This window comes from Saccharopolyspora sp. ID03-671, from assembly GCF_045278815.1.
In the GTDB taxonomy this organism is placed as follows: domain Bacteria; phylum Actinomycetota; class Actinomycetes; order Mycobacteriales; family Pseudonocardiaceae; genus Saccharopolyspora; species Saccharopolyspora ipomoeae.
In genome coordinates this window covers 5,728,579-5,751,365 of record NZ_CP134054.1, presented here as the reverse complement: position 1 = coordinate 5,751,365, position 22,787 = coordinate 5,728,579, and the positions used below count along the sequence as shown (strand labels likewise).

The window sequence follows — 22,787 nt, the reverse complement described above, 5'->3', positions numbered from 1 at the left end:
TCACGCGGTGACCGGGGTCAGGGGCGGCTGACCGGCCAGGACGGCCGCGACGTTGCGCGCGGCGAGCTCGGCCATCGCGGTGCGGGTCTCGGTGGTCGCCGAGCCCAGGTGCGGAGCGATGGCGACGTTGTCGAGCTCCAGCAGGCCGGGCTCGACCTGCGGCTCCTGCTCGAAGACGTCCAGCGCCGCACCCGCGATCTGCCCCTCCGCCAGCGCTCTGGCCAGCGCTTTCTCGTCCACGACGGGGCCCCGGCTGGTGTTGACCAGGATCGCGGTGGGCTTCATCGCCGCCAGCGCGGCGTCGTCGATGAGGTGGCGGGTGCCGTCGGTGAGCGGGCAGTGCAGCGAGAGCACGTCGGCGGTGCGCAGCAGCTCGTCGTGGGAGAGGTAGCGGGCGTCGAGCTCCGCCTCGATCTCCTGCGCGGCGCGGCGGCGGCCGGTGTAGGCGATGTGCATGCCGAACGCCCGGGCGCGTCGGGCCACGGCCTGGCCGATGCCGCCGAGACCGACGACGCCCAGCGTCTTGCCCTGCAGCCCGGTGCCGAGCATGAAGCCGAGGTGGAAGTTCCAGGGCGTGCGCGAGCGCAGCAGCCGCTCGCCCTCGCCGAGCCGGCGGGTGACCGACAGCAGCAGCCCGAAGGCCAGGTCGGCGGTCGCGTCGGTGAGCACCCCGGGCGTGTTGGTGACCGCGACGCCGCGCCCGGTGACCGCCGGGACGTCGACGTTGTCGTAGCCGACGGCCACGTTGGCCACGACCTTGAGGTTCTCACCAGCGGCGTCGACGAACTCGGCGTCGATCCGGTCGTGCAGCATCGCGACCACGCCGTCAGCGCCTCGAACCGCCTCGTGGAGCTCGTCGGGGGTCAGCGGGCGGTCCTGATCGCACACCCGCACCTCGGCGACCTCCCGCAGCACGGCCACCGCCGCCTCCGGGATCGTCCGGGTCACCACGACCTCGCTCACGTCGACCTCCCTCGCTCGGCGGGGGAGGTTCTCTTGAAGACCTCCCCCGAACCACGTTCCCCATCCCCGACCTCACGTCCTGGAGGACGGGGAGGTTTTCATGAAAACTTCGCACCCTCCCAACGCGAAGCCCCAGGTCATCCCACCACCGGTCCCCGCGTCACGTCTCCGGGGGTGGGGAAGTTTTCATGAAAACCTCCCCACCCCGGGAACCGAGCGGTCCCCGGGGACGAGAGATCACTGATCCCCGTCGCGGATGATCGTGCGGAGCTTGGGCACGCGTTCGTGGAGGGCGCGTTCCGCGCCTCGCGGAGTCGGGTTGTAGTAGTCGCGGCCCACCAGGGACTCCGGGGGGTACTGCTGGGCCAGCACGCCCTCCGGCTTGTCGTGCGGGTAGCGGTAGCCCTTGGCGTTGCCGAGCTTCTCCGCGCCCGCGTAGTGACCGTCCCTGAGGTGGGGTGGGACCGGGCCGCCCTTGCCCGCCCGGACGTCGCTCATCGCCTCGTTGATGGCCGCTATCACGGCGTTGGACTTCGGGGCCGTGGCCAGGTGGATGGTGGCCTGGGTCAGGGCCAGTCGGCCTTCCGGCATGCCGATCAGCTGGACCGCCTGGGCCGCGGCCACCGCCGTTTGCAGGGCCGTCGGGTCCGCCATGCCGATGTCCTCGCTGGCGTGCACGACCAGGCGTCGGGCGATGAAGCGGGGATCCTCGCCCGCCTCGACCATCCGGGCCAGGTAGTGCAGCGCGGCGTCGACGTCGGAGCCCCGGATCGACTTGATGAAGGCGCTGGTGACGTCGTAGTGCTGATCACCGCCCCGGTCGTAGAGGACCGCGGCGCGGTCCACCGTCGACTCGACGGTGGCCAGGTCGATCTCGTCGGCGCCGTTGGACATCGCCGACTCGGCCGCGGCCTCCAGCGCGGTCAGCGCGCGGCGGGCGTCGCCCTCGGCCAGCGCGACCAGGTGGTTCTCGGCGTCCTCGGACATGCCGATCTCGCCGCCCAGACCGCGCTCCTCGCTCACCGCGCGGCGCAGCAGCGAGCGGATGTCGTCGTCGTCCAGGCTGCGCAGCTGCAGCACCAGCGACCGCGACAGCAGCGGCGCCACCACGGAGAAGTACGGGTTCTCGGTGGTCGCGGCCACCAGCAGCACGGTCCGGTCCTCGACCGCTCCGAGCAGCGCGTCCTGCTGGGTCTTGGAGAAGCGGTGCACCTCGTCGATGAACAGCACCGTGGCCTCGCCGGACCGGCCGAGGCGGCGCTTGGCCTCCTCGATGACCGCGCGGACCTCCTTCACCCCGGACGACAGCGCCGACAGCGCCGCGAACCGGCGCCCGGTCGCCTTCGACACGAGGTTGGCCAGCGTCGTCTTCCCGGTCCCGGGAGGCCCGTAGAGCAGCACCGACGCCGGCGCCGCCCCCTCGACCAACCGCCGCAGCGGCGCCCCGGCGACCAGCAGGTGCTGCTGCCCGACGACCTCGTCGAGGCTCCGGGGCCGCATCCGAACCGCCAGCGGCGCGTTCTCGGCCAGCTTCTCCCCGGCCTTCTCCTCGACCTCGGCCCCGAAAAGCCCGTCGTCGAACAACCCCTCGCTCACACCCGAAACGCTACCCGCCAGCACCGACTCCCCCGCGAACCGCACCGCACCCGCCCCCAACGCGAGGGGACGGGTGCGGGGAACGCGATTTCAGCGGAAGTCGGGGACCTGACTTCAATGGAAATCGTTCAGCCCCCGGTGAGCGGGTCAGCCGGTCTTGGCGGGCATGGCGACCTCGACGCTGCCGTTGTTGCGGCGGTGCTCGGCGACCCAGTTCTCGACGGCCTGGTGGCAGGCGCGGTCGAGGTGGCGGACCATGCTCAGGTCGAGGTGCACGTGCTTGCCGGTGGGCAGCTTCTCCAGCTGGTCCAGCAGCCGCGGCAGGCGCAGGAAGGTGGCGTTGCCGCCGAGCTGCACGCGGACGTGATCATCGGCGTCCTCGGACTTCACCGACATCCGGGAGACCTCGATCGCCGTCTTGACCACGGCCACGGCCAGACCCGTCAGGGTGCCGATGAGCAGGTCGGTGGCCACGATCGTCACCGCGGTCAGGACCAGCACGAACGCCTCGGACCGGTGCTCGCGCACCAGCTTGACGACGGCGTTGATCTCCAGCAGCTTCCACCCGGCCTGGATCAGCAGCGCGGCGAGCACGGCGGTCGGGATGAACGCCAGCAGACCGGGCAGCGCCACCACGAACAGCAGCAGCCAGACGCCGTGCAGCACGCGGGACAGCTTCGTCTTCGCACCCGCCTGCACGTTGGCGGAGCTGCGGACGATGACGGCGGTCATCGGCAGCGCGCCGAACACACCGCAGACCGCGTTGCCCGCGCCCTGGGCGACGAGCTCCTTGTTGTACTGCGTCTTCGGGCCGTCGTGCATGCGGTCGACCGCGGCGGCGCTGAACAGGCTCTCCGCGGAGGCGATCAGCGCGAACGTCAGGATCGAGCCGAGCACGGCGAGGTTGACCGCGCCGAAGTCGGTCAGCGCGGGCGGGTTCAGCGACGACAGCAGCGAACCGACCTCGACGGTCTTCACCGGCAGCGCCATCAGCGCGGCGGCGGCGCTGGTGATGACGACGGCGATGAGCGCCCCGGGAACCAGGCTCACCGAGGAGGGCGCGAACTTCTTCCAACCGGTCATGATCAGCAGCGCGGCCACGGCCAGGCCGAGCCCGGACAGGCCCTGCGGCGTGGTCACGGTGGCGACGGCCAGCTCACCGAGGCCGCCGAACTTCTCCGGGGTGGTGTCGGGCTGTTCGAGCCCGCCGACCGGGTAGACCTGGCCGAGGATCAGCACCAGGCCGATACCGGCGAGCATGCCCTGCACGACCGACGGCGAGATGGCGCGGAACCAGGTGCCCAGCCGGCTCACCCCGAGCAGGATCTGCACGACTCCGGCGCCGAGCACGATGACGCCGAGCATCCCCAGCCCGTGCTGGCTGACGGCCGAGGCCACCAGCACGGTCAGACCGGCCGCCGGGCCGGAGACCTGCAGGCTGCTGCCCGGCAGCAGGCCGACGACCAGACCGCCGACGATGCCGGTGACGATGCCGAGCTCGACCGGCACGCCGGACGCGGCGGCGACGCCGACGCACAGCGGGACGGCCACCAGGAACACCACCAGCGAGGCGGCGATGTCGGCGCCCAGGGTGTTGGGCGCGTTGGGCTTTCGCCCGGTCTGTTGTTGCGACTTGTCCTCAACTTGCGTGGTCACGATGCCCTCCAGGGCGAAAACGGGTAGCGGGTACCGCGCCGGGCACCCTGCGCGGTGGGTGCCCGGCGTCGGTTTCCGCTGGCGCGGGCTTTAGAGCGGGAGGAAGTCCTCGTCGTTCGAGGACTCCGGAGCGACGTAGACGAGGCCGGTGTCGATCTCGTAGAACCAGCCGTGCAGCCGCAGCTGACCGGACTCGACGCGGTCCCGGATGAACGGGTACTCGCGCAGCGTGTCGAGCTGGGCGCGCAGGTGGCGCTTGCTCTCGGTGCGGACGGCGGCGTCCTCGGGAGTGGCTTCGACCAGGCTGTCGGTGCCCAGCCAGGTGCACAGCGCGGGCAGCTCGTCGAGCCCCCGGCCCGCGATGGTCATCGCGGTCACGGCGCCGCAGTGCGAGTGGCTGCAGACGATGATGTCGGGAATCCCCAGTTGGAGCACCGCGTACTCGATGGTGCCCATTTCGCTGGAGCCGGAGTCGGGCGCGTATTTCGGCACGACGTTTCCGGCGGTTCGCAGTTCGAACAAGGTTCCTGGCTCAGCCCCGGTGATGTGGGACGGGATCACGCGGGAATCTGAACATCCGATGAACAGAGCGGAGGGCTTCTGTCCGGCGGCCAGCTGCTTGCGCTGGTCCTCAGAAAGCAGGGAAGGGTGACGACGTGCGTGACGCACGAAGTTCTCGAAGCTCATTTCGGAATCTCCGGGTCGAATCGGCTCGGAAAAGGCGAAGTCCGAGCCGATCAGTGCCGCATGACCTGCAGTGCGGCGGGAGAATGTTTGAGCCTGCTGCGCGCGTGGTACGTATCGGTCCCAATATCCGGGAAGGAAACGGCGCGCACGAGGATCGCGAAATCCGCCGCCGTCCACCGCGACTCCCCGTGGAGCGGGTCGAGGTCGTGCTCGTGCCGGACCAGGGTGCGCCGGTGCGCGGCCAGTCCGGGCAGTCGCTCGCGGAGCTTCTCGGTGTCCCGCTGCTCCTTGGGATCGGGCTTGTGCTCGCTGGTCGTGGAACTGGGGACCTGCCCCGCCAGGGCGGCGTCGGTGGGGCCGAGGGCGGCGAGCGCGACCGCGAAGAGCAGGAAGAGACCTGCCCTCGTGATCAGCCACAGCCTGCCGCGCACCGATAGCCTCCTGGGTTGAAACGACTCAGCGGATCCCCTTCCGGCGACGCCGACGGGTGCGGGGTGAAGGAGCGAAAGCGCTCGATCACAACGATATCGGAAGACCCTCGTCCGTGCGCAAGTCACAGATCGGAGGAATCCCACGTGAAACAAATGAGAATTCCTTAATCCGCGACCTTCGCTCCCCCGAATCACCCGGTCGCCGGGTGGCGAACCCCCCGATCACTGCGCTGCGCAACGGCGATCCTCACGGTGCGCAGCGGAATGTGATCTGCATAACCGCATCGGGCGACAGTTCACGGCCACCGACTATTCACCTGAGCAACACCTGAGAAACGTGAAATCTACCGGACACGATAATGATATGCATGCGCACGTATGAATCCGAGCGATTCATAGCGACTCCGTGCGACCGAATTGTCGGTTTCAACCTGGAGGAACACCCGCTCGGCCGACGCCCACTCAGCACCCGCGCGCAGCAGCGCACTCGCGACTCCCCGTCGCCGCCAGCGCGAGTCGGTCCGCATCCCGTAGACGCCGCACCAGCCGTCGGCGACGGCGAACATGCCCACTCCCACCGCGACCCCGTCGTGCACGGCGGTGGCGAACGCGACGGGCGCCGGAACCCGGTCCAGGCTCGGCTCGGGCCGGCCCCCGACGTCGGCGACCGCCGACAGCCACCGCGGCGCGGGCGAGTCGTCCAACTGCACCTCGAACGACGGCGGCGGGCACGCCCGCAGCAGCGCCTCCCGCTCGGTGCGCATGATCACCGTCGAGGCTTCGGCCCGATACCCGCGACCGGCCAGCAGCGCGTCCAGGTCCGCGCGCTCGTCCAGCGGGCTGACCTGCACGATCGCCGGACGGGAGCGCTCGGCGTAGAAGCGCTCCACGACCTCGGGATCGGCGAGCGGGTCCAGCGGCAGCGCCGAGTTCGAGCGGCGGCGGGGCAGCAGCGGGCAGTGCCGCAGCAGCCAGCCGTCGCGGCGTTCGACCGTCGTGGCGGGCCAGGTGGCCACCGCCGCGCGCTCGATCTCGAAGGTGTCCGAGGTCCTCACTCGGTGCGGAACGCCGGGTAGGGCTGCAGGTGCAGCGCACCCGCCCCGAAGCGCTCCACCAGCGCGTCGATCACGGTGTCGGCGAACTCGGCGACGTCGTCGAGCCCCGCGTCCTGGGCGTCCGAGCGCAGGTGCCGCCAGCGGTCCACCAGCGCCGTGCTGCGGCGCGGCGAGGGCTGGTGCAGGTCGATGGGCCGGTCGGTCTCACCGGTGCGCGGCAGGAACCACCACGTCGAGACCCACACCCACAGCAGCTGGGCGTTGAACAGCCTGGGCAGCAGCACCTCGTCGGAGTCCAGCTCCGGCCACACCTCGGCGATCTCCGAGCGCCAGGTCGCGAGCATGCTCTGCGCCAGGTTGTCGGGTAACGCGTAGGAGCACCACGAGGACGGGAACGGGTACTGCAGGTAGGCGGCGTCCATCGCGACGTCGCGCACGCAGCCCCACTCGAAGTCCAGGAACCGCACCCCGCTGGAGCCGGTCACCAGGCTGTTCTCCGGGCAGATGTCGGACGGGCTGAACGACTGGTAGCGGCTGGAACCCAGCTGCTCGGTGGCGCCGGTGAGCCGCTCGACCAGCGCCGGGGGCGTGTCGACGCCCAGGATCTGGCTGAGCAGCTCCGGCAGCTCGCCCACCGAGGCGACGATGTCGTCGGAGACCGGGTCGGTCCACGACTTGGCGCCCAGGCGTCGCATCAGCGCGTCGAAATCGGCCGCGCAGCCCGCGGTGGTGCTGTGCAGGCGCCCGAGCGCCCGCGCCCACGCGAGCAGAGCGCGCTCGGCCGCGCGCGGGTCCTCGGCGAAGAGCACGTCGGCGAGCGTCGAGCCGCGGCCGAGGTCTTCGAGCACGAGCAACCGCTCGTTGACGTCGTGAGCGATGAGCTCGGGGCTGACGCGCGCCTCCGGCGGCAGCGCCGTGGTCAGCTGGCAGCTGGCGGCCTCGTGCGCGAACGGGTCGGACCGCGCTTCCGGCGGGCACTCTCCGTAGTGCTTCACGACCACGGTGCGCGGCAGTTCGAACGGCGATTCGGCGATCCGCACCCGCAGCACGACCGAGCGGTCGCTACCGCCCAGGTCCTCCGCGTCGGCAAGCCGCACCGGAGCTCCGGTCCTCTTGCTCAGCACCGCTTCTGCGGTCGCGACCGTGTCGGTCGCCTCGGTGCTGGCCGGGACCCGGACCTCCGGGGGGCCGGTGGTGATCTCCACGCTCATCGTCTCCTGACACTACCCCCACAACCTGAATTCCCAGGGCCATGACCGGTCAAGTGACCCCCGACCGAGCAGCCGCTGTGTGCGCTGCGTGTTCACCTCGGAACGCTGCACGCACACGGCCCCGTAGACCTTGACGGACGCGGGCTTCGGCGACGTTGCACGCCGATCAAACTCCGATGCCGAAACGCGTCGCCCCCGCACAAGAGTGAGCCCGGCCCGGCGCGTGGATGACGCGTCGGACCGGGCGGCCACTCGAAGGGACCTCCCCTAGCCCTGCTGCTCATCCCCCTCGGCGACCTTGTCGCCTGCGCCCTTGTCGGCGGCCTGCTTCGGCTTCGCGTCGATGCCGGCCTCCTTGCGCTGGGCGGCGGTGATCGGCGCCGGCGCGGCGGTCAGCGGGTCGAACCCGCCGCCGCTCTTCGGGAACGCGATGACGTCGCGCAGCGAGTCCGCTCCGGCCAGCAGCATGCAGATCCGGTCCCAGCCGAAGGCGATGCCGCCGTGCGGCGGGGCGCCGTACTTGAACGCCTCCAGCAGGAAGCCGAACTTCTCCTGCGCCTGCTCGTCGGTGATGCCCAGCAGCTCGAACACCCGTTCCTGCAGGTCCGGCCGGTGGATACGGATGGAGCCGCCGCCGATCTCGTTGCCGTTGCAGACGATGTCGTAGGCCCAGGCCAGGGCGTTCTCCGGGTCCTTCTCGAAGTTGTCGATCCAGTCGGCGTTCGGCGAGGTGAACGGGTGGTGCACCGCGGTCCACTTGCCGCTGCCGACGGCGACGTCACCGGCCTCCATGTCCTCGACCGGCTCGAACATCGGGGCGTCGACGACCCACACGAACGACCAGGCGTCGTGGTCGATGAGGCCGCAGCGCTCACCGATCTCCAGCCGGGCCGCGCCCAGCAGCGCCCGCGCGCCCGCGCGCGCACCCGCGCCGAAGAACACGCAGTCACCGGGGTTGGCGCCGACCGCCTTGGCCAGGCCCTCGCGCTCGGAGTCCGACAGGTTCTTGGCGACCGGGCCGGACAGCTCGCCGTTCTCGCCGATGAGCACGTAGGCCAGGCCCTTGGCGCCGCGCTGCTTGGCCCACTCCTGCCAGGCGTCGAGCTGGCGGCGCGGCTGGTCGGCGCCGCCCGGCATGACCACGGCGCCCACGTAGGGCGCCTGGAACACGCGGAACGGCGTGTCCTTGAAGTACTCGGTCATCTCGGTGAGTTCGAGACCGAAGCGCAGGTCCGGCTTGTCGGTGCCGTAGCGGGCCATCGCCTCGGCGTAGGTCATCCGCGGGATCGGGCGCGGGATCTCGTGGTCGACCAGCTTCCACAGGCCGGCCAGGATCTCCTCGCCGAGCTCGATCACGTCGTCCTGCTCGACGAAGCTCATCTCGATGTCGAGCTGGGTGAACTCCGGCTGCCGGTCGGCGCGGAAGTCCTCGTCGCGGTAGCAGCGGGCGATCTGGAAGTAGCGCTCCATGCCGCCGACCATGAGCAGCTGCTTGAACAGCTGCGGCGACTGCGGCAGCGCGTACCAGCTGCCCGGCTGCAGGCGGGCCGGGATGAGGAAGTCGCGGGCGCCCTCCGGGGTGGAGCGCGTCATCGTCGGCGTCTCGATCTCGACGAACTCGCGGCCGTGCAGCGTCTCGCGCGCGATGCGGTTGATGTCGCTGCGCATCCGCATGATCCGCGCGGGCTCGGCGCGGCGCAGGTCCAGGTAGCGGTGCTTGAGGCGGATCTCCTCGCCGACCTCCAGGTGCTCGTCGAGCGGGAACGGCAGCGGGGCCGACTCGCTGAGCACCTCCAGGTCGGTGGCGGTGATCTCGATGGCGCCGGTCGGGATCTCCGGGTTCTCGTTGCCCTCCGGGCGGACCACGACCTCACCGGTGATCTTGATGCAGAACTCGGCGCGCAGCCGGTGGGCGCGCTCGGCCATCTCGCCTTCGCGGAAGACGACCTGCGAGACGCCGGAAGCGTCGCGGAGATCGATGAAGATGACCCCGCCGTGATCGCGACGGCGCGCCACCCACCCGGCGAGGGTGACGGTCTGCCCGGCATGACCGGCGCGGAGCGATCCGGCCTCGTGCGTGCGCATCACGGGTACTCAGGCTCCTTCTTCCGCTGTACCAGCGTTCGACTGCGTTGGTGGGGCTTCCCGCGGTCTTGAGCAGGCGGGACGCAAGGTTCCAGGCTAGCCAACCTGCGCTGGGCGATCGCGAGCAGGGCTGCGGCGGCGTCCCGCGATGTGAGCCCGCGACGCGAGGTCTGGACCTGGCACGTCCAGCGTGACAGGCTGGTCCAACCATTTTTTCGATCCCGTTGATTTCGCGGTTTCGCGGACCCGGATGGCGGCGGAGTGAACAATGTGGGGCGGTGCATACGTGTGGAGAGAGAAGGAACAACAAAACACAGGCATCGCCCGAGGTGGGCTCCTCCTTTAGTGGGAGACGCCTACCGGAACTCGGTCGTTGCGCAACAGTGACCCACTGATTAGCGTAAGTTCGGAATTCGCCGGACACGAGGAGTAACGATGACCGGCCCGAAAACCGAGGCCCGCCCGACCGCCCCCCGACCGGCCGTTCGCGGTATGCAGGGCGCCCAGCAGGCCCACCCGACCCAGCAGCAGGCTCACCCGACCCCGGCCCCGAAGCCGCAACCGACGCAGCAGGCCGGAGCGATCTCGGCCGAGCTGGCGGAGCTGCTCCGCACAGGTCCGTTCGAAGCCGCTCTGCGCACCGCCATCCGGTCCAGCCGCCTGAGCCTGGAGCGCATCCAGCACCGCCTGCGCGCCAGAGGAACCCCGGTCAGCATCACGGCGCTGAGCTACTGGCAGTCCGGCAGGCGCCGTCCCGAGCGCCCCGACTCGCTGCTGGCGCTGGCCCAGCTGGAGCAGGTCCTCGGCGTTCCGGAGAGCTCCCTGTCCGCGCTGCTCGGACCGCCGCGCCCGCGCGGCCGCACCCGCCAGGCCTCGACCGAGGCACCGCCGCTGAGCGCCCTGTGGTCGGAGCACGAGTCGGCCGCCGAGCTGCTCACCAAGATCGACACCAACCACGACAGCAAGCTCACCCGCCTGTCGCACCACGACGTGGTGCACGTCGACCAGCGCGGTGACCTGCGAAAGATCCGCACCCGCAAGCTGGTTCGCGCCGAGACCAACAACGCGGACCGCTGGGTGATCATGTTCGACGGCGCGTCGTCGGTGGCCACGCCGCCGATCATCCGCCCGATCCGGTCGTGCCGGCTGGGCCAGGTGCTCACCGACCACGCCCGCGACCTGGTGGTCGCCGAGCTGCTGTTCGACCACGCCCTGGCGCGCGGCGAGACGCTGCTGCTGGAGTACGAGATCATCGACCCGCCGACCGGTCCGAACGAGGTCGAGCACAGCTTCTGCCGGCTGTTCCGGCTGCCGGTGCGGCAGTACGTCGTGGAGCTGCAGTTCGACCCGGCCCACCCGCCCGCGGGCTGCGAGAGCTACGTCGGCGACTCCTCGATGCAGGAGGCCGAGCAGCCCAAGCAGCTGCAGGTGGACCGCTTCGGGCGCGCGCACGCGGTGGCGCTGGACTTCGGCATGGGAGTCTTCGGCGTCCGATGGAAGCCCGAGGAGCAGCAGGCGGCGGAGCAGCCCGGGACCGATTAATCCGGCCCGGTGACGTCATGTCACCCACCCTCCTGCACTCCGCGTAACGGAAACGCGAACAATTCAAGAAAGCGCCGAATCCCCGGATCAACACCTCTTCGCATTCGAGGAACAATGCCCGGCACACGCTTTCCAACGCGGACGTGCTTTACAACACCAGGGAATTCCGCGCAGACAACTGCTTCACCCGGAAAGCGCTGACGGCTTCCGGAAATCGCCACGAGGCCGAGCCGGGCACACCGGGCTCGGCCTCGGACTTCGTCCGCGCGCTGGTGTCCTACTCCGAGCTCTCGGGTTGCACCGAGGCGACGAATCGCTGGAAGTCAGGTGTGACCGCGCTGAAGTCCTCCTCGGCAGCGGTCAGCACCAGCCGGATGATGGCCCGCGCGTGCCGGTCCTCGATGTCGGACATCGCGAGGTAGACCTGGCACTGAACCAGCTCGGTCACCGTTCCGGCGACCTCGGTGACGACCCGCAGCACCTGGGTCAGCCCCGGAACCGTGCACACCGTCGTGACCGAAATCCGCAGCGGGGGCGACGAGGCTCGCCAAGCGCAGCCCCTCCATCCCGGACACCGACTCCGAGATCTTCCCCCCGGCGGCGTTCAGCGCCGCGGGGTCCACATCGAATCCAGGGGCCCACGTTTCGTCCTGCTTCCAGAGTTCCCACGACCGACAGGTGCGTCTACAGCTTTCCTGCAACAACGCCTCGCCAAGTCCAGCCCGCGCTGGTGACGGCATGCTGCAGGGGCGGCTTCAACTCGGCCGACGAGAACGACTGCTGCCGCTCCTTGACCAGGTTGCCCGCCTCGTCACGGGTGAAGGTCGCGCTGTAGGACTTCTTGTTGATCTGTCCTCGCGTGCGGCTGCCCGCGAGTTGGAGGCGCGGCGTTCCTCCGATCCAGGTGACCGACCACTCCTCGTCCACCGAGCGGACTTCGCGCTTCGACTCGTCGATGCGCATCAGCGTCCTGTTGACCGTGGTCACGTTGCCGAAGTAGCCGTACCAGCGAACATCGGCGATCTTCCACTCCGCGACGAGATCAACGCCCTCTGCCCGACCATCGCGCACGGTGAACGGCTCGTCGGGTCCGTTGACACCGAGAAGCGCTGCGCGCACCTCCGGAGCCGACCGCGGCACCGTTCCGCTCGCGGGCCGCTTGGTTCCGGTGAACCAATCGAAGAGGCCCATCTGAAATCCCATCAAGGTCGAGGACCGAGGTCGTGGCGGCGAGCTTCGACGATCTCGGCCACGCACCCGACTGCCCCGGCGATGGTAACGACCGCTCCTCACCTGCGGTCGCGGTTTCGCGAGATGCGGTTTCCGTGGAGCAGCACCGGACGTGGACGGCGCGTGAACAGTTGCCAACCTGTCTATACAAGATGGCGTTGGTGCTGGCAGTGTGCGTGACATGGGAGCTGCTCGTGTTGCGCGGTGGGATGGTGTTGGGGAGCCGCTTCGGGTTGTGGAGGTGGCGTTGCCCGGGGTGTTGGCGCCGGGTGAGGTGTTGGTGGAGGTCGAGCTGGCGACCGTGTGCGGTAGCGATCTGCACACCGTGAGCGGCAGTCGGCCGGGTCCCTGCCCCGGCGTGCTGGGGCACGAGCAGGTCGGGCGCGTGATCGCGGTCGGTCCCGAGGCGCCGCGCTGCCTGGACGGGGCGCCGGTGGTGCCCGGGGCGCGGGTGGTGTGGTCGGTGGCGGCGTCCTGCCTGCGGTGCGCGCGGTGCCGGGCCGGGATGCCGCAGAAGTGCCTGCACCTGCGCAAGTACGGGCACGAGACCTGGGACGAGACCGCGCCGCTGCGGGGCGGGTTCGCGACGCACTGCGTGCTCTGGCCCGGGACCGCGATCGCGGTGGTCGACGAGTCGTTGCCCGCTGAGGTCGCCGCCCCGGTGTCCTGCGCGACGGCGACCGTGGCGGCCGCGGTCGGCGCGGCCGGGCCGATCCGCGAAGGCATGCGCGCCCTGGTCAACGGCGCCGGGATGCTCGGCCTGACGGCCGCGGCGATGCTGGCCGCCTCCGGAGCGGAGGTGATCGCCGTCGACCCGCACGGGCACCGCCGCGACCAGGCCCTGCTCTTCGGCGCGGCCGGGGCGCAGCCGGTGGGCTCACCGATCGGCGAGGTGGATCTGGCGCTGGAGCTCTCCGGCTCCTCCGAGGCCGTGCAGACCTGCCTGGACTCCTTGGCCGTCGGCGGCACCGCGGTCCTCGCCGGCTCGGTCTCCCCCGGCCCCGCGGTGAACCTCGACCCGGAACGCCTGGTGCGCGGCCTCCACCGCGTCGTCGGCGTCCACAACTACCACCCCGACGACCTGCGGACGGCGGTCGAGTTCATCACCACCCACCACCACCGGCACCCGTTCGCCGACCTCGTCGCCGGACCCCACTCCCTGGACGACCTCGACACCGCCATCACCGCAGCCCACCGCGGCGAAGCCCCGCGCCAGGCCGTCCGACCCCGACCGCTCCCGTCCTCAGGTGACGGATTGCTCCCGTAATCGGGTCCCCGACCACGGGAGTGGTCAGAAGTCCGAGGTGCCGGTCCAGGCGGGGCCGGAGCGGGAGACGTCGGTGCGCTTGCTGCGGGTGTTGGTGACCGTCACCGAGGCCACGTCGGGGCGGTAGCGGTCCTCGGAGCACTCCAGCGGCGTGCCCGCGGAATCGGTGGTGATGCGGCGCTCCCGGAGCAGCGGGGCGCCTTCACCGACCTCCAGCAGCCGGGCGTCGGTGGCGTTGGCGGCGACGGCGTCGAAGGTGTGCCGGGCGGCGTGCAGGTCCACGCCCCGCTCGGTGAGGTGGGCGTAGATCGACCCGGCGTTGAGGTCGGCGTCGAGCAGCGAGCGGCCGATCTGCTCGCGGTAGGTCATCCGCTCCAGCATCGCGGGCCGGCCGTCGAGCAACCGCAGCCGCAGCAGCTGCACCGCGAGCGCGTCGGGTTCGAGCTGCAGCGCGGCGGCGATGGCCGGGTCGGGCCTGCGCAGCGCGATCTCCTGCAGCTGCTGGCCGGGTTCGTGACCGGTGATCTCGGCGCGACGGGTGAACGACAGGAACGACTCGAACGGCTGGCTCGGCACGGCGTCGAGGACCACCGGCCGCTTGCCCTGACCGCCGCTGATCAGGCCCTCGTCGCGCAGCGCGGCCAGCGCTTGGCGGATGGGGCCGCGCGAGACCGAGAACTCGTGGCACAGCTGGGATTCCGAGGGCAGGGACTCGCCCACCGCGAGCTCTCCGGACCGGATGCGCTGCCGCAGTTCGCCCGCCAGCACGCGGTGCAGTGGAGTCGTCACGGGACTGGACTATACAAGATCGGCTTGGGGACACATGTCCGATCGGAAATGCCAGGTTGAACAGCAGATGACTTGTAGATACAAGTTATTGACCAGCGTGATCGGCCACTGCGAGCGTGTGCGGTGTGAGCGATTCGAGCAGTTCCAGCGACCTGATCGTGGTCGGCGCCGGGATCGTCGGCCTCGCGCACGCCGTCGCGGCGGTGGAGCGGGGCATGTCGGTGACGGTCGTCGAGCGCGACGAGCGCGCGGTCGGCGCGTCGGTCCGCAACTTCGGCCACGCCTGCATCACCGCCCAGACCGGCGAGGCGCTGCGCTTCGCCGAGCGGGCCCGGGACACCTGGCTGAACCTGGGCGAGCGGGCGGGTTTCGACGTCGCCGAGTGCGGCACGGTCGTGGTCGCCCGCTCGGCCGAGGAGGTCGCCGCGCTCGAAGAGCTCGCCGAGCACCGCGAGGTCCGGCTCCTCACGCCGGACGAAACGCGGTCGGCCGCACCGGTTTCCGCCGACGGGCTGCGCGGAGGCGCGCTGCTTCCCCGCGATCTGCGCGTCGACCAGCGGCGCGCCGCCGGGGCGATCGCCGAGTGGCTCGCCTCCCGTCCCGGGGTTCGATTCCTGTGGTCCACCCCGGTCCTCGGCGTCGAGGACGATCTCGTGCGCACCGGCCGCGGCGAGCTGCGCGGCGATCGCGTGGTGGTGTGCACCGGCCACGACCTCGACCGGATCCTCCCGGAAGAGGCCGAGAAGGCCGGGATGCGCCGCTGCGTCCTGCAGATGCTGCAGCTGCGCGCGCCGGGAGTGCGGCTGGACCCGGCGCTGCTGACCGGCACCTCGATGCTGCGCTACCCGGCGATGGCCCGGACCGAGGGCGCCCGCGCGCTGCGGGACCGCTTGAGCGCGCAGCGGCCGGAGCTGCTGGCGGCCTCGGTCAACCACATGCTCACCCAACTGCCCGGCGGCGACCTCGTCGTCGGCGACACCCACACCTACGCCCGCACACCCGAACCCTGGTCGTCGGAGGAGTCCGACGAGCTGCTGCTCGCCGAGACCCGCGCGCTGCTCGGGCGCGACGACCTCGCGGTGGTGCGCCGCTGGCAGGGCGTCTACGCCTCCGCCGACGGCGAGTTCCTCCGCGCCCGCATCTCCCCCGGCGTCACGGCCGTCGCCGTGACCTCCGGGATCGGCATGACCACCGCTTTCGGCCTCGCACCCGCCGTCCTCGATTCCTAACGGAGCTCCCCGATGTCCTTGCGCAGCATCGCCCTGACCCTCGTCACCGGATCCGTCCTCGCCCTGACCGCCTGCGGTGGTGGTGGTGACACCGCCGCCGAGTCCCCGACCTGCCCCGACGGCAAGATCCGCTTCGGCGTCGAGCCGTTCGAAGACCCCGCCCGCCTCACCCCTGCCGCGCAGAAGCTCGGCGACGCCCTGTCGCAGAAGCTGCGGTGCCCGGTGGAGGTCCAGGTGACCCAGGAGTACTCCGCCGAGGTCCTGGCCATGCAGAACGGCAAGCTCGACATCGCGATCTTCGGGCCGCTGGGCTACGTCTTCGCCAGCCAGCGCGCCGACGCTGAAGCGGTGGCGTCCTTCGCCAACGCCGACCGCGCGCTGTCGACCTACACGGCCGGGATCTGGGTGCCGAAGGACTCCGACATCACCTCGGTGCAGCAGCTGCGCGGCCGTTCGCTCGCGCTCGGCTCGGTGGGCTCCACCTCCGGTGACGCTCTGCCCCGAAAGGCGCTGGCCGACAACGGAATCCCGGAGAAGGACGTGAAGATCGACTACGCCGGCGGGCACCCGGAGGCGCTGCTCGCGCTGACCAACCGCCGCGTGGACGCCGCCGAGATCAACTCGCAGCAGCTGGCCAGCGCCACCGCCAGCGGCACCTTCGATCCCGCCCAGCACCGCCAGATCTGGTCCTCCGCGCCGATCCCGAACGACCCGATCACCGTGCGCGGCGACATGGACCCGGCCTTCAAGCAGGCCGTGCGGGACGCGCTGCTGAACCTGGACCCCGCCACGGTCGGCGAGATCGGGGCGCTGTTGGACGTCTCGCCGCCCGGACCGCTGGTCCCGGTGGACCGCAGCACCTACCAGCCGCTGTTCGACCTGGCCACCGCCCTCAAGCTGACCGAAGGCGACGTCTGATGCTCACCGCCACCGGATTGACCGTCCACTACGGACACCGCGAGGTGCTGCACCAGGTCGACGTCGGCGTCGGCTCGGGCGAGCTGCTGGCGGTGCTGGGCGCCAACGGCTCCGGCAAGTCCACGCTGCTGCGCGCCACCGCCGGGCTCGTCCCCGCCGTCGGCGAGGTGACGATCGACGGTCGCCGCCGGGGTCCGCTGGACATCGCGCTGGTGTTCCAGCGGATCCACCTGGTGGGCCGCCGCAGCGCGCTGGACAACGTCTGCACCGGCGCGCTCGGACGGCTCCCGCTGCACCGCTCGCTCACACCCGCCCTGTTCCCCCGCGAGGTGCGGGAGGAGGCGATGGGCTGCCTGGAGCGGGTCGGGCTGGCCGACCGAGCGCACGACCGCGCCGACGGGTTGTCGGGAGGCCAGCAGCAGCGGGTCGCCATCGCCCGCGCGCTGTGCCAGCGGGCTCCGGTGGTGCTGGCCGACGAGCCGGTGTCCGCGCTGGACCCGGCCGCCGCCGAGCAGGTCCTGGAGCTGCTGGCCGAGCTCGCGCACACCGAGGGGCTGGCGGTGCTGGCCGTGCTGCACCAGCCGGACCTGGCCCGCCGCCACGCCGACCGCGTCGTCGGCCTGCGCGACGGTGCCGTCGTCCTCGACGGCCCGCCCGACCAGCCGGTCGATTCTCTGTACCCGCACGCCCTTCTGGAGACGACGTCGTGACCACCGCCGCGCGCCTGGCCGTACCGCCGAAACCGCCGCGCACCCGGCTCAGGATCGTGGGCTGGATCGTGGCCGCGCTCCTAATCTCCGCCCACGTCGCGGCCTGGAGCGCCACCGAGATCTCGCTGTCCGCGCTGGCCGAGGGCGCCACGGGCATGGGCGAGTTCCTGTCCGAGGCCATTCCTCCGGACCTGAGCGGGGAGGTGCTGGCCGAGCGCGCGTCGGCCGCGGTCGTGACGCTGTGGATCGGATTGCTGGGCACCACCCTGTCGATCCCGGGTTCGCTGGTGCTGGCGCTGCTGGCCACGCGCGGCACCGCGCCGGCCTGGATCTACCAGGCGGCGCGGGGCGTGCTGTCGTTCCTGCGCGCGGTGCCGGACGTGGTGTTCGCGCTGATCTTCGTCACCGCGGTCGGCCTGGGCCCGTTCCCCGGCGTGCTGGCGCTGGTGTTCCACAACGTCGGCGTGATGGGCAAGCTGTGGGCGGAGACCCTGGAGGACGCCGATCCGGGCCCGGCGCAGGCGCTGCGCTCGGCGGGTGCGGGCCGGGTCCAGGTGGCGGCGCACGCGCTGCTGCCGGTGGTGACGCCGCAGCTGGTGGGGCTGCTGCTGTACCGCTTCGACGTCAACGTCCGCTCGTCGCTGGTGCTCGGCCTCGTCGGCGCCGGCGGCATCGGGTTCCTGATCAACCAGGCGATCCAGCTGTTCCAGTTCGACGAGATGCTCACCCACATCCTGGTGGTGCTGGTGCTGATCGTCGCCGTGGACCAGTTGTCCGCCCTCATCCGCCGTCTTCTCGGGAGCACATCGTGATCGCCCTGGCCGCACTCGACATCGCGGGCACCACCATCGACGAGGTCGGCGCGGTCTACCGCGTCCTCGCCGAGGTGGTGGCCGAGCACGGCAGCCCTGCATCGGACGCGGACCTGCGCCACTGGATGGGCGCGGACAAGCGCGCGGCGCTGGCCGCGCTCACCGGCGATCCGGGCGCGACGGAATTCCTGCACGACCGCTTCGTGACCCGCTTGAGCGAGGTCTACGCGGCCACCCCGCCGAAGCCGTTCCTCGGTGTCCCGGAAGCCCTTGCCGCACTGCGCGACTCGGGCGTCCGGGTCGCCCTCACCACGGGTTTCGATCGCCGCATCACCGACACGATCCTGTCCGAAGTGGACTGGCGGGTCGGCGAGCAGCTGGACGCGGTCGTCTGCGCCGACGAGGTCGATGCGGGCCGCCCCGCGCCGCACATGATCCACCGGGCGATGGAGCTGACGGGCGTCGACGACCCCGCCCGGGTCCTCACCGCGGGTGACACCGCGCTCGACGTCCAAGCCGGCCACGCCGCCCGCGCAGGTCAGGTCGTCGCCGTCCTCACCGGGGCCCAGACCCGAACCGAGCTGGAGGCCCACGGCCCGACGCTGGTCCTCCCCGGCGTGGCGGACCTGACCGCGGCGTCCTGAGCTACGCGTTCAGGCGGCGCGCTGCTCCCGCGAACGAGACCGCGGAGTCGAGTTCGGGGAGCAGCGCCGCCTGGTAGGCGTGGTAGACGTCGGGCTTGCCCTCCCACACGGTGCTGGCGGGCTGGTTGGTCGCGTCCAGCTCGTGGTGCCACGAACCGGTTCCGTCGAGGAAGTGGCGCTGGGCGTGCGCCCACCACTCGCCGTACCACCGCTCGTAGACCGCGTCTCCGGTGGCGGAGTGCAGCGCCCAGGCGGCGGCGATGGCCTCGGTCACCACCCAGTGCAAGCGGTCGCGCACGACGGGTCGCCCGGAGAAGTCGGTCGTGTACACGAATCCTTCGGCACCGTCGACGTCCCAGCCCTCCCGCACGGCCAGGTCGAACAGCGCCCGCGCGTCGTCGAGCAGCCATTCCGGCGCGCTCTCGCCCAGCGCCGTGCGCACGTTCAGCGCCAGCCGGGCCCACTCCAGCAGGTGGCCGATGGTGACCCCGTACGGCCGGAACTTGTCGGCGGGCTTGTCCCGGTTGTAGTCGAGCAGCGGCTCCCACTCGGTGGAGAAGTGCTCGGGCAGCCGGTAGTCGTTCCCGGCGGCGAAACCGTGCACCACGCGCTCGACGATCCCGGCGGCGCGCTCGGTCCTGGCGCGGTCTCCGGTGACGTCGCCGCAGGCCAGCAGCGCTTCGACGGTGTGCATGTTGGCGTTGACGCCGCGGTAGGGGTCGAGGCCGGTCCAGTCCCGGTTCCAGTTGTCCACGACCAGGCCGTCGGCGGGACGCCAGAAGCGCTCGTCGTGAACCGCGAGCGCGTCGGCGAGGAGCGCTTCGCCGTCCGGGTGCCCGGCGGCGACGGCGCTGGTCGCGGCGAGCACGACGAAGGCGTGCCCGTAGGCCTCCTTGTCGGCCACCGTCGGTCCCCGCCCGTTCACGCCCGCGAACCAGCCGCCGAACCGCTCATCGCGCAACCGCCCGCGCAGCGCGGCCACACCGTGGTCGAGCGCGGCGGCGCAGGAGTCGTCGCCTTCCAGCACACCGAGCGCGAACACGTGCGTCATGCGGCACGTGATCCACAGCTCGACGTCGTGGTCGAGCTCCGGCGAGCCGGTGGCGTCGAGCCAGGCGAAACCCCCTTCGGGATGGACGGCGTTCAGCGCGAACCGGCGAAGCTCTGCCCGATGGTTCCGGAGCCAGTCCGCGGTCGGCGGATCGTGCGGGGTCATGTCACTCCTGCGAGATCAAGGGGTCTTGACCGTTCCACCCAACCACCCGAGCCCCCGGGGCCGCACGACCTCCCCACCTGTGACCAGCACCTCGCCCCCAAGCCCGAGCCGAGTCGGCGTGACGTCGACGTTCGCGGGGCCACCGCGGGCAGATCACAGCAGCGCGAGCTGGTGCTGCCCGTCGCTCCCGGTGTTCGCTGGGGCGTCCTGCTGGGCGCGGAAGTTCGTCGATGGTCGCGCCAGTCCGTGGCGGGCCTTGGCCTGGTCCACGCGCTGCAGGACCTCGCGCTGGTAGGACTTCGGGGTGTAGGCGCCGTTGCGGTAGAGGCGTTCGTAGAGCGGTAGCAGATCGGGGCGCCGGGCCGAGAGCCACTGGTGATACCACTCGCGCGCTCCTGAGCGCAGGTGGAGGACGATCGGGGTGAGGCTGATCGCGCCCGCTCCGGCGATGGCGGCGACGGTGGCGTCGATCTGCTCCGGGGAGTCGCTGAGGCCGGGCAGGATCGGTGCCATCAGGACCGAGACCCCGATCCCGGCGTCGGCGAAGCGGCGCACCACGTCGAGCCGCCGCAGCGGCGACGGCGTTCCGGGTTCCACGGCGCGCCACAGCGTCTCGTCGACCGATCCGATCGACGTCGCGATCGACACCGGAGCCCGCTGCGCGGCCTCGGCGATCAGGTCCAGGTCGCGCAGGATCAGCGTGCCCTTGGTGAGGATCGAGAACGGGTTGGCCCGATCGCGCAGCGCGGCGATGATCTCCGGCATCAACCGGTACCGCCCCTCCGCGCGCTGGTAGGGATCGGTGTTGGTGCCCATCGCGATGTGATCACCGGCCCACCGCGCGCTCGCCAGCTCCTTGCGCAGCAACGCGGGCGCGTTGACCTTCACGACGATCTTGCTGTCGAAGTCCCGCCCCGAATCCAGGTCCAGGTACGTGTGAGTCCGCCGCGCGAAGCAGTACACGCACACTGCCTCGCATGCCTCACAAAACCATCCTGACCTGCAAAGATATGCTCACAACATGGGGTCGCTCTAGCCGGTGCCGACGCGGAGGCATCATCGACGGCGGCCACCACGGTGAGGTCGGCTACTTCATCGAATCCACGGTCATTGTCGGCGCCCGGCCCGGGATGACGGTGGCTGAGGAAGAGATCTTCGGGCTCGTAATCACCGTGCAGTGGTTCGACTCCACAGAGGAAGTTGTCGCTGTCGCCTACGGACTCGCCGGCGGACTCTGGAGGAGAGATCTCGCGCTGGCCCATTCGGTCGCCGCGAAGCTGCGGACGGGCACCGTCTGGGTAAACTCCTGCAACCATAAACCGCATGGTTGGTGGGCAACCCTCTCGAACGCTTTTACCCTGCGGGTCCGGCAAGAGTTGCACGCATACCCAACAGTGCGTCCACGCATAGGAATGCGAGCAGCGAGACCCCCAACAGGGGCACCGCACAGCCGACACCGATAGTCACCACCACACCGACGAGCAGCAGATGGGTCGGCAGTCTGCGCCAGGCGCCACGCGACGGTGGGTTGCCGAACCCACGAGTGGGGCGGCGTAGCCACCACATCCTGTAGCCCCAGATGATCACGCAAATGGCCGCGATCATCAGCGCGGCGAGGGCGACCTGGTTCGGCCAGCCGAACAGCAGGCCCATGTGCGCGTCGACGCCCCATCGGGACAGCTTGGCCATCAGGGGATAGTCAGCGAAGCGGACGCTGTCGGTGATCTGCCCTGTCACGGGGTGAATCGCCACGGAATCCTGCTGGGTGGGCCAGCTGCGCCCCGTCTCTTGCACGGTGTAGGCGGCACCGATGTGCTCCGACGGGGTGATCTCCATCCGCCCGGTCAGCCCGTGGCGGGTAGCGACCTGCCGAACTTGGTCGTATCCGATGTCGATTCGACTGCTCGACTGCTCGAACGAGACGCGCATCGGAAGTCCCTTGGCGACCGTCGGCGTCTCCCAGGACAGCGTCTCGCGCAGCTTCGCGATGTTGTCCCCGGCGAAGGACGACCAGGTCAGTCCGGTCGCGGAGAGGAACAGCAAGCCGACCGCGATGCCGGCTCCGGTCAAGCCGTGCCACGACAGCACGCGCGTCCGGCCAGGCGGCTTGATCCGAAGTTTCCGGGTTGCGCGCCGCCGACCGAACCACAGGGCGAGGCCGCCGAGCGCCACCACCCACATCCAGCTGGCCGCCAGCTCGCTGTAGATCCGCCCGAGGTCGCCGAGGTGCAGGCCGCGGTGCAGTTCCGATACCCACGCGCGCAGGGGCAGGGCCTGGTTGCTGCCGTAGGTGTCCAGCACACCGCGGATCTCTGCGTCGTGCGGATCGACGAACACCGTGCGGTAGTAGCTCTCCGGCAAGTCCTCACTGGTGAAGATCACCTGCGTGGTGTCGGTGGAGGTCGCGGCCGGACGCACCGCCTTCAGCTCAGCCTCGGGCAGCGCGTTCCGCGCGACGTTGACCTGGGTCGACAGCGGCACCTGAGCCCCGGTGGTGGGCACGTGCAGCTGCTGTCCGTACATCGCCTCCTCCAACTGCGGTGTGAGCACGTACAGCAGCCCGGTCATCGCCGCGATCAGGATGAAGGGCGCGACGAGCACACCGGCGAAGAAGTGCAGGCGCAGCAGCAGCGGTCGCAGCGCGACCCACCGGGTGCAGCGACCCTCCGGCCCAGCCTTGTCGATTACCTCAGTTGTTCTCGTTTCACCTGCGACCACGGCGTGGGCCTTCCTGTTTCAACGAGTG

21 protein-coding genes and 1 pseudogene are annotated in these 22,787 nt (G+C 70.7%); 8 read left to right on the top strand and 14 right to left on the bottom strand.

Translation table 11 applies throughout. The features are described 5' to 3' along the window. The 8 genes from REH65_RS26585 to aspS form a co-directional block, all read right to left on the bottom strand. Window positions 1-963 carry a 2-hydroxyacid dehydrogenase gene (locus REH65_RS26585; RefSeq protein ID WP_406689585.1) on the bottom strand — a complete coding sequence of 321 codons (963 nt, stop codon included), beginning with the start codon at window positions 961-963 and terminating at the stop codon, window positions 1-3. Between the two features lie 237 nt (window positions 964-1,200). Further along, window positions 1,201-2,559 carry a replication-associated recombination protein A gene (locus REH65_RS26580; RefSeq protein WP_281453813.1) on the bottom strand — a complete coding sequence of 453 codons (1,359 nt, stop codon included), beginning with the start codon at window positions 2,557-2,559 and terminating at the stop codon, window positions 1,201-1,203. A gap of 147 nt (window positions 2,560-2,706) precedes the next feature. Continuing rightward, a complete protein-coding gene (locus tag REH65_RS26575) occupies window positions 2,707-4,215 on the bottom strand; it encodes a SulP family inorganic anion transporter (protein ID WP_406689584.1) in 1,509 nt (502 codons plus the stop codon). 90 nt (window positions 4,216-4,305) lie between these two features. Further along, window positions 4,306-4,902, bottom strand: coding sequence for a carbonic anhydrase (locus REH65_RS26570; RefSeq protein WP_406689583.1), 597 nt, complete (start codon window positions 4,900-4,902; stop codon window positions 4,306-4,308). A gap of 50 nt (window positions 4,903-4,952) precedes the next feature. Continuing rightward, on the bottom strand, window positions 4,953-5,333 hold the full coding sequence (locus REH65_RS26565) for a hypothetical protein (protein ID WP_406689582.1): 381 nt from the start codon (window positions 5,331-5,333) through the stop codon (window positions 4,953-4,955). A 344-nt stretch (window positions 5,334-5,677) separates the two neighbouring features. Next, entirely contained in the window at window positions 5,678-6,388 is a 711-nt protein-coding gene (locus REH65_RS26560) for a GNAT family N-acetyltransferase (RefSeq protein WP_406689581.1), read from the bottom strand. Continuing rightward, window positions 6,385-7,599: a phosphotransferase family protein gene (locus REH65_RS26555; RefSeq protein WP_281453818.1), complete on the bottom strand. Its 1,215-nt coding sequence runs from the start codon at window positions 7,597-7,599 to the stop codon at window positions 6,385-6,387. Before REH65_RS26555 ends, REH65_RS26560 begins: the two co-directional genes overlap by 4 nt. 267 nt (window positions 7,600-7,866) lie before the next feature. Continuing rightward, entirely contained in the window at window positions 7,867-9,687 is a 1,821-nt protein-coding gene (gene aspS, locus REH65_RS26550) for an aspartate--tRNA ligase (RefSeq protein ID WP_406689580.1), read from the bottom strand. 432 nt (window positions 9,688-10,119) lie between these two features. Here aspS and REH65_RS26545 point away from each other — a divergent pair, with 432 nt between their 5' ends. Then, window positions 10,120-11,226, top strand: a complete 1,107-nt coding sequence (locus REH65_RS26545) for a hypothetical protein (protein ID WP_281453820.1) — start codon at window positions 10,120-10,122, stop codon at window positions 11,224-11,226. Between the two features lie 277 nt (window positions 11,227-11,503). Here REH65_RS26545 and REH65_RS26540 read toward each other — a convergent pair whose 3' ends face one another. Together REH65_RS26540 and REH65_RS26535 are read right to left on the bottom strand one after the other, a co-directional pair. Further along, a complete protein-coding gene (locus REH65_RS26540; protein WP_406689579.1) occupies window positions 11,504-11,734 on the bottom strand; it encodes a hypothetical protein in 231 nt (76 codons plus the stop codon). 176 nt (window positions 11,735-11,910) lie between these two features. Next, window positions 11,911-12,345 (bottom strand): hypothetical protein, encoded by a 435-nt coding sequence (locus REH65_RS26535; protein WP_406689578.1) that lies wholly within the window; start codon window positions 12,343-12,345, stop codon window positions 11,911-11,913. A gap of 367 nt (window positions 12,346-12,712) precedes the next feature. Between REH65_RS26535 and REH65_RS26530 the strand changes: the two genes are divergently transcribed. After that, on the top strand, window positions 12,713-13,723 hold the full coding sequence (locus REH65_RS26530; RefSeq protein ID WP_406693250.1) for a zinc-binding dehydrogenase: 1,011 nt from the start codon (window positions 12,713-12,715) through the stop codon (window positions 13,721-13,723). A 24-nt stretch (window positions 13,724-13,747) separates the two neighbouring features. Here REH65_RS26530 and REH65_RS26525 read toward each other — a convergent pair whose 3' ends face one another. Then, window positions 13,748-14,512 (bottom strand): GntR family transcriptional regulator, encoded by a 765-nt coding sequence (locus REH65_RS26525; RefSeq protein ID WP_406689577.1) that lies wholly within the window; start codon window positions 14,510-14,512, stop codon window positions 13,748-13,750. A 125-nt stretch (window positions 14,513-14,637) separates the two neighbouring features. Here REH65_RS26525 and REH65_RS26520 point away from each other — a divergent pair, with 125 nt between their 5' ends. From REH65_RS26520 to REH65_RS26500, 5 genes are read left to right on the top strand one after another with little or no spacing between them, the layout of a single operon-like run. Then, the gene (locus REH65_RS26520; protein ID WP_406689576.1) at window positions 14,638-15,741 is read left to right on the top strand and encodes a TIGR03364 family FAD-dependent oxidoreductase; all 1,104 of its coding nucleotides are present in this window, start codon (window positions 14,638-14,640) and stop codon (window positions 15,739-15,741) included. Between the two features lie 12 nt (window positions 15,742-15,753). Then, window positions 15,754-16,659, top strand: coding sequence for a phosphate/phosphite/phosphonate ABC transporter substrate-binding protein (locus REH65_RS26515; protein ID WP_406689575.1), 906 nt, complete (start codon window positions 15,754-15,756; stop codon window positions 16,657-16,659). Then, window positions 16,659-17,369, top strand: a complete 711-nt coding sequence (locus REH65_RS26510) for a phosphonate ABC transporter ATP-binding protein (protein ID WP_406689574.1) — start codon at window positions 16,659-16,661, stop codon at window positions 17,367-17,369. The genes REH65_RS26515 and REH65_RS26510 overlap by 1 nt, the downstream gene beginning before the upstream one ends. Then, window positions 17,366-18,181 (top strand): phosphonate ABC transporter, permease protein PhnE, encoded by an 816-nt coding sequence (gene phnE, locus REH65_RS26505; protein ID WP_406689573.1) that lies wholly within the window; start codon window positions 17,366-17,368, stop codon window positions 18,179-18,181. Before REH65_RS26510 ends, phnE begins: the two co-directional genes overlap by 4 nt. Next, complete coding sequence (locus REH65_RS26500) at window positions 18,178-18,825, top strand: phosphonatase-like hydrolase (RefSeq protein WP_406689572.1); 648 nt, start codon at window positions 18,178-18,180, stop codon at window positions 18,823-18,825. Before phnE ends, REH65_RS26500 begins: the two co-directional genes overlap by 4 nt. 1 nt (window position 18,826) lies before the next feature. On the opposite strand, the gene REH65_RS26495 is transcribed toward REH65_RS26500, so the two are convergent. Continuing rightward, window positions 18,827-20,041 carry an AGE family epimerase/isomerase gene (locus REH65_RS26495; protein ID WP_406689571.1) on the bottom strand — a complete coding sequence of 405 codons (1,215 nt, stop codon included), beginning with the start codon at window positions 20,039-20,041 and terminating at the stop codon, window positions 18,827-18,829. A gap of 153 nt (window positions 20,042-20,194) precedes the next feature. Then, window positions 20,195-21,013, bottom strand: a pseudogene (locus REH65_RS26490) (radical SAM protein); the annotation flags it as partial. Window positions 21,014-21,018: 5 nt separating this feature from the next. Between REH65_RS26490 and REH65_RS26485 the strand changes: the two are divergent. Continuing rightward, a complete protein-coding gene (locus REH65_RS26485; RefSeq protein WP_406689570.1) occupies window positions 21,019-21,504 on the top strand; it encodes an aldehyde dehydrogenase family protein in 486 nt (161 codons plus the stop codon). Here the strand turns inward: REH65_RS26485 and REH65_RS26480 are convergent. Beyond that, on the bottom strand, window positions 21,395-22,759 hold the full coding sequence (locus REH65_RS26480; RefSeq protein WP_406689569.1) for a PepSY-associated TM helix domain-containing protein: 1,365 nt from the start codon (window positions 22,757-22,759) through the stop codon (window positions 21,395-21,397). The two genes, REH65_RS26485 and REH65_RS26480, sit on opposite strands and share 110 nt — an antisense overlap. Between the last annotated feature and the right edge of the window lie 28 nt (window positions 22,760-22,787).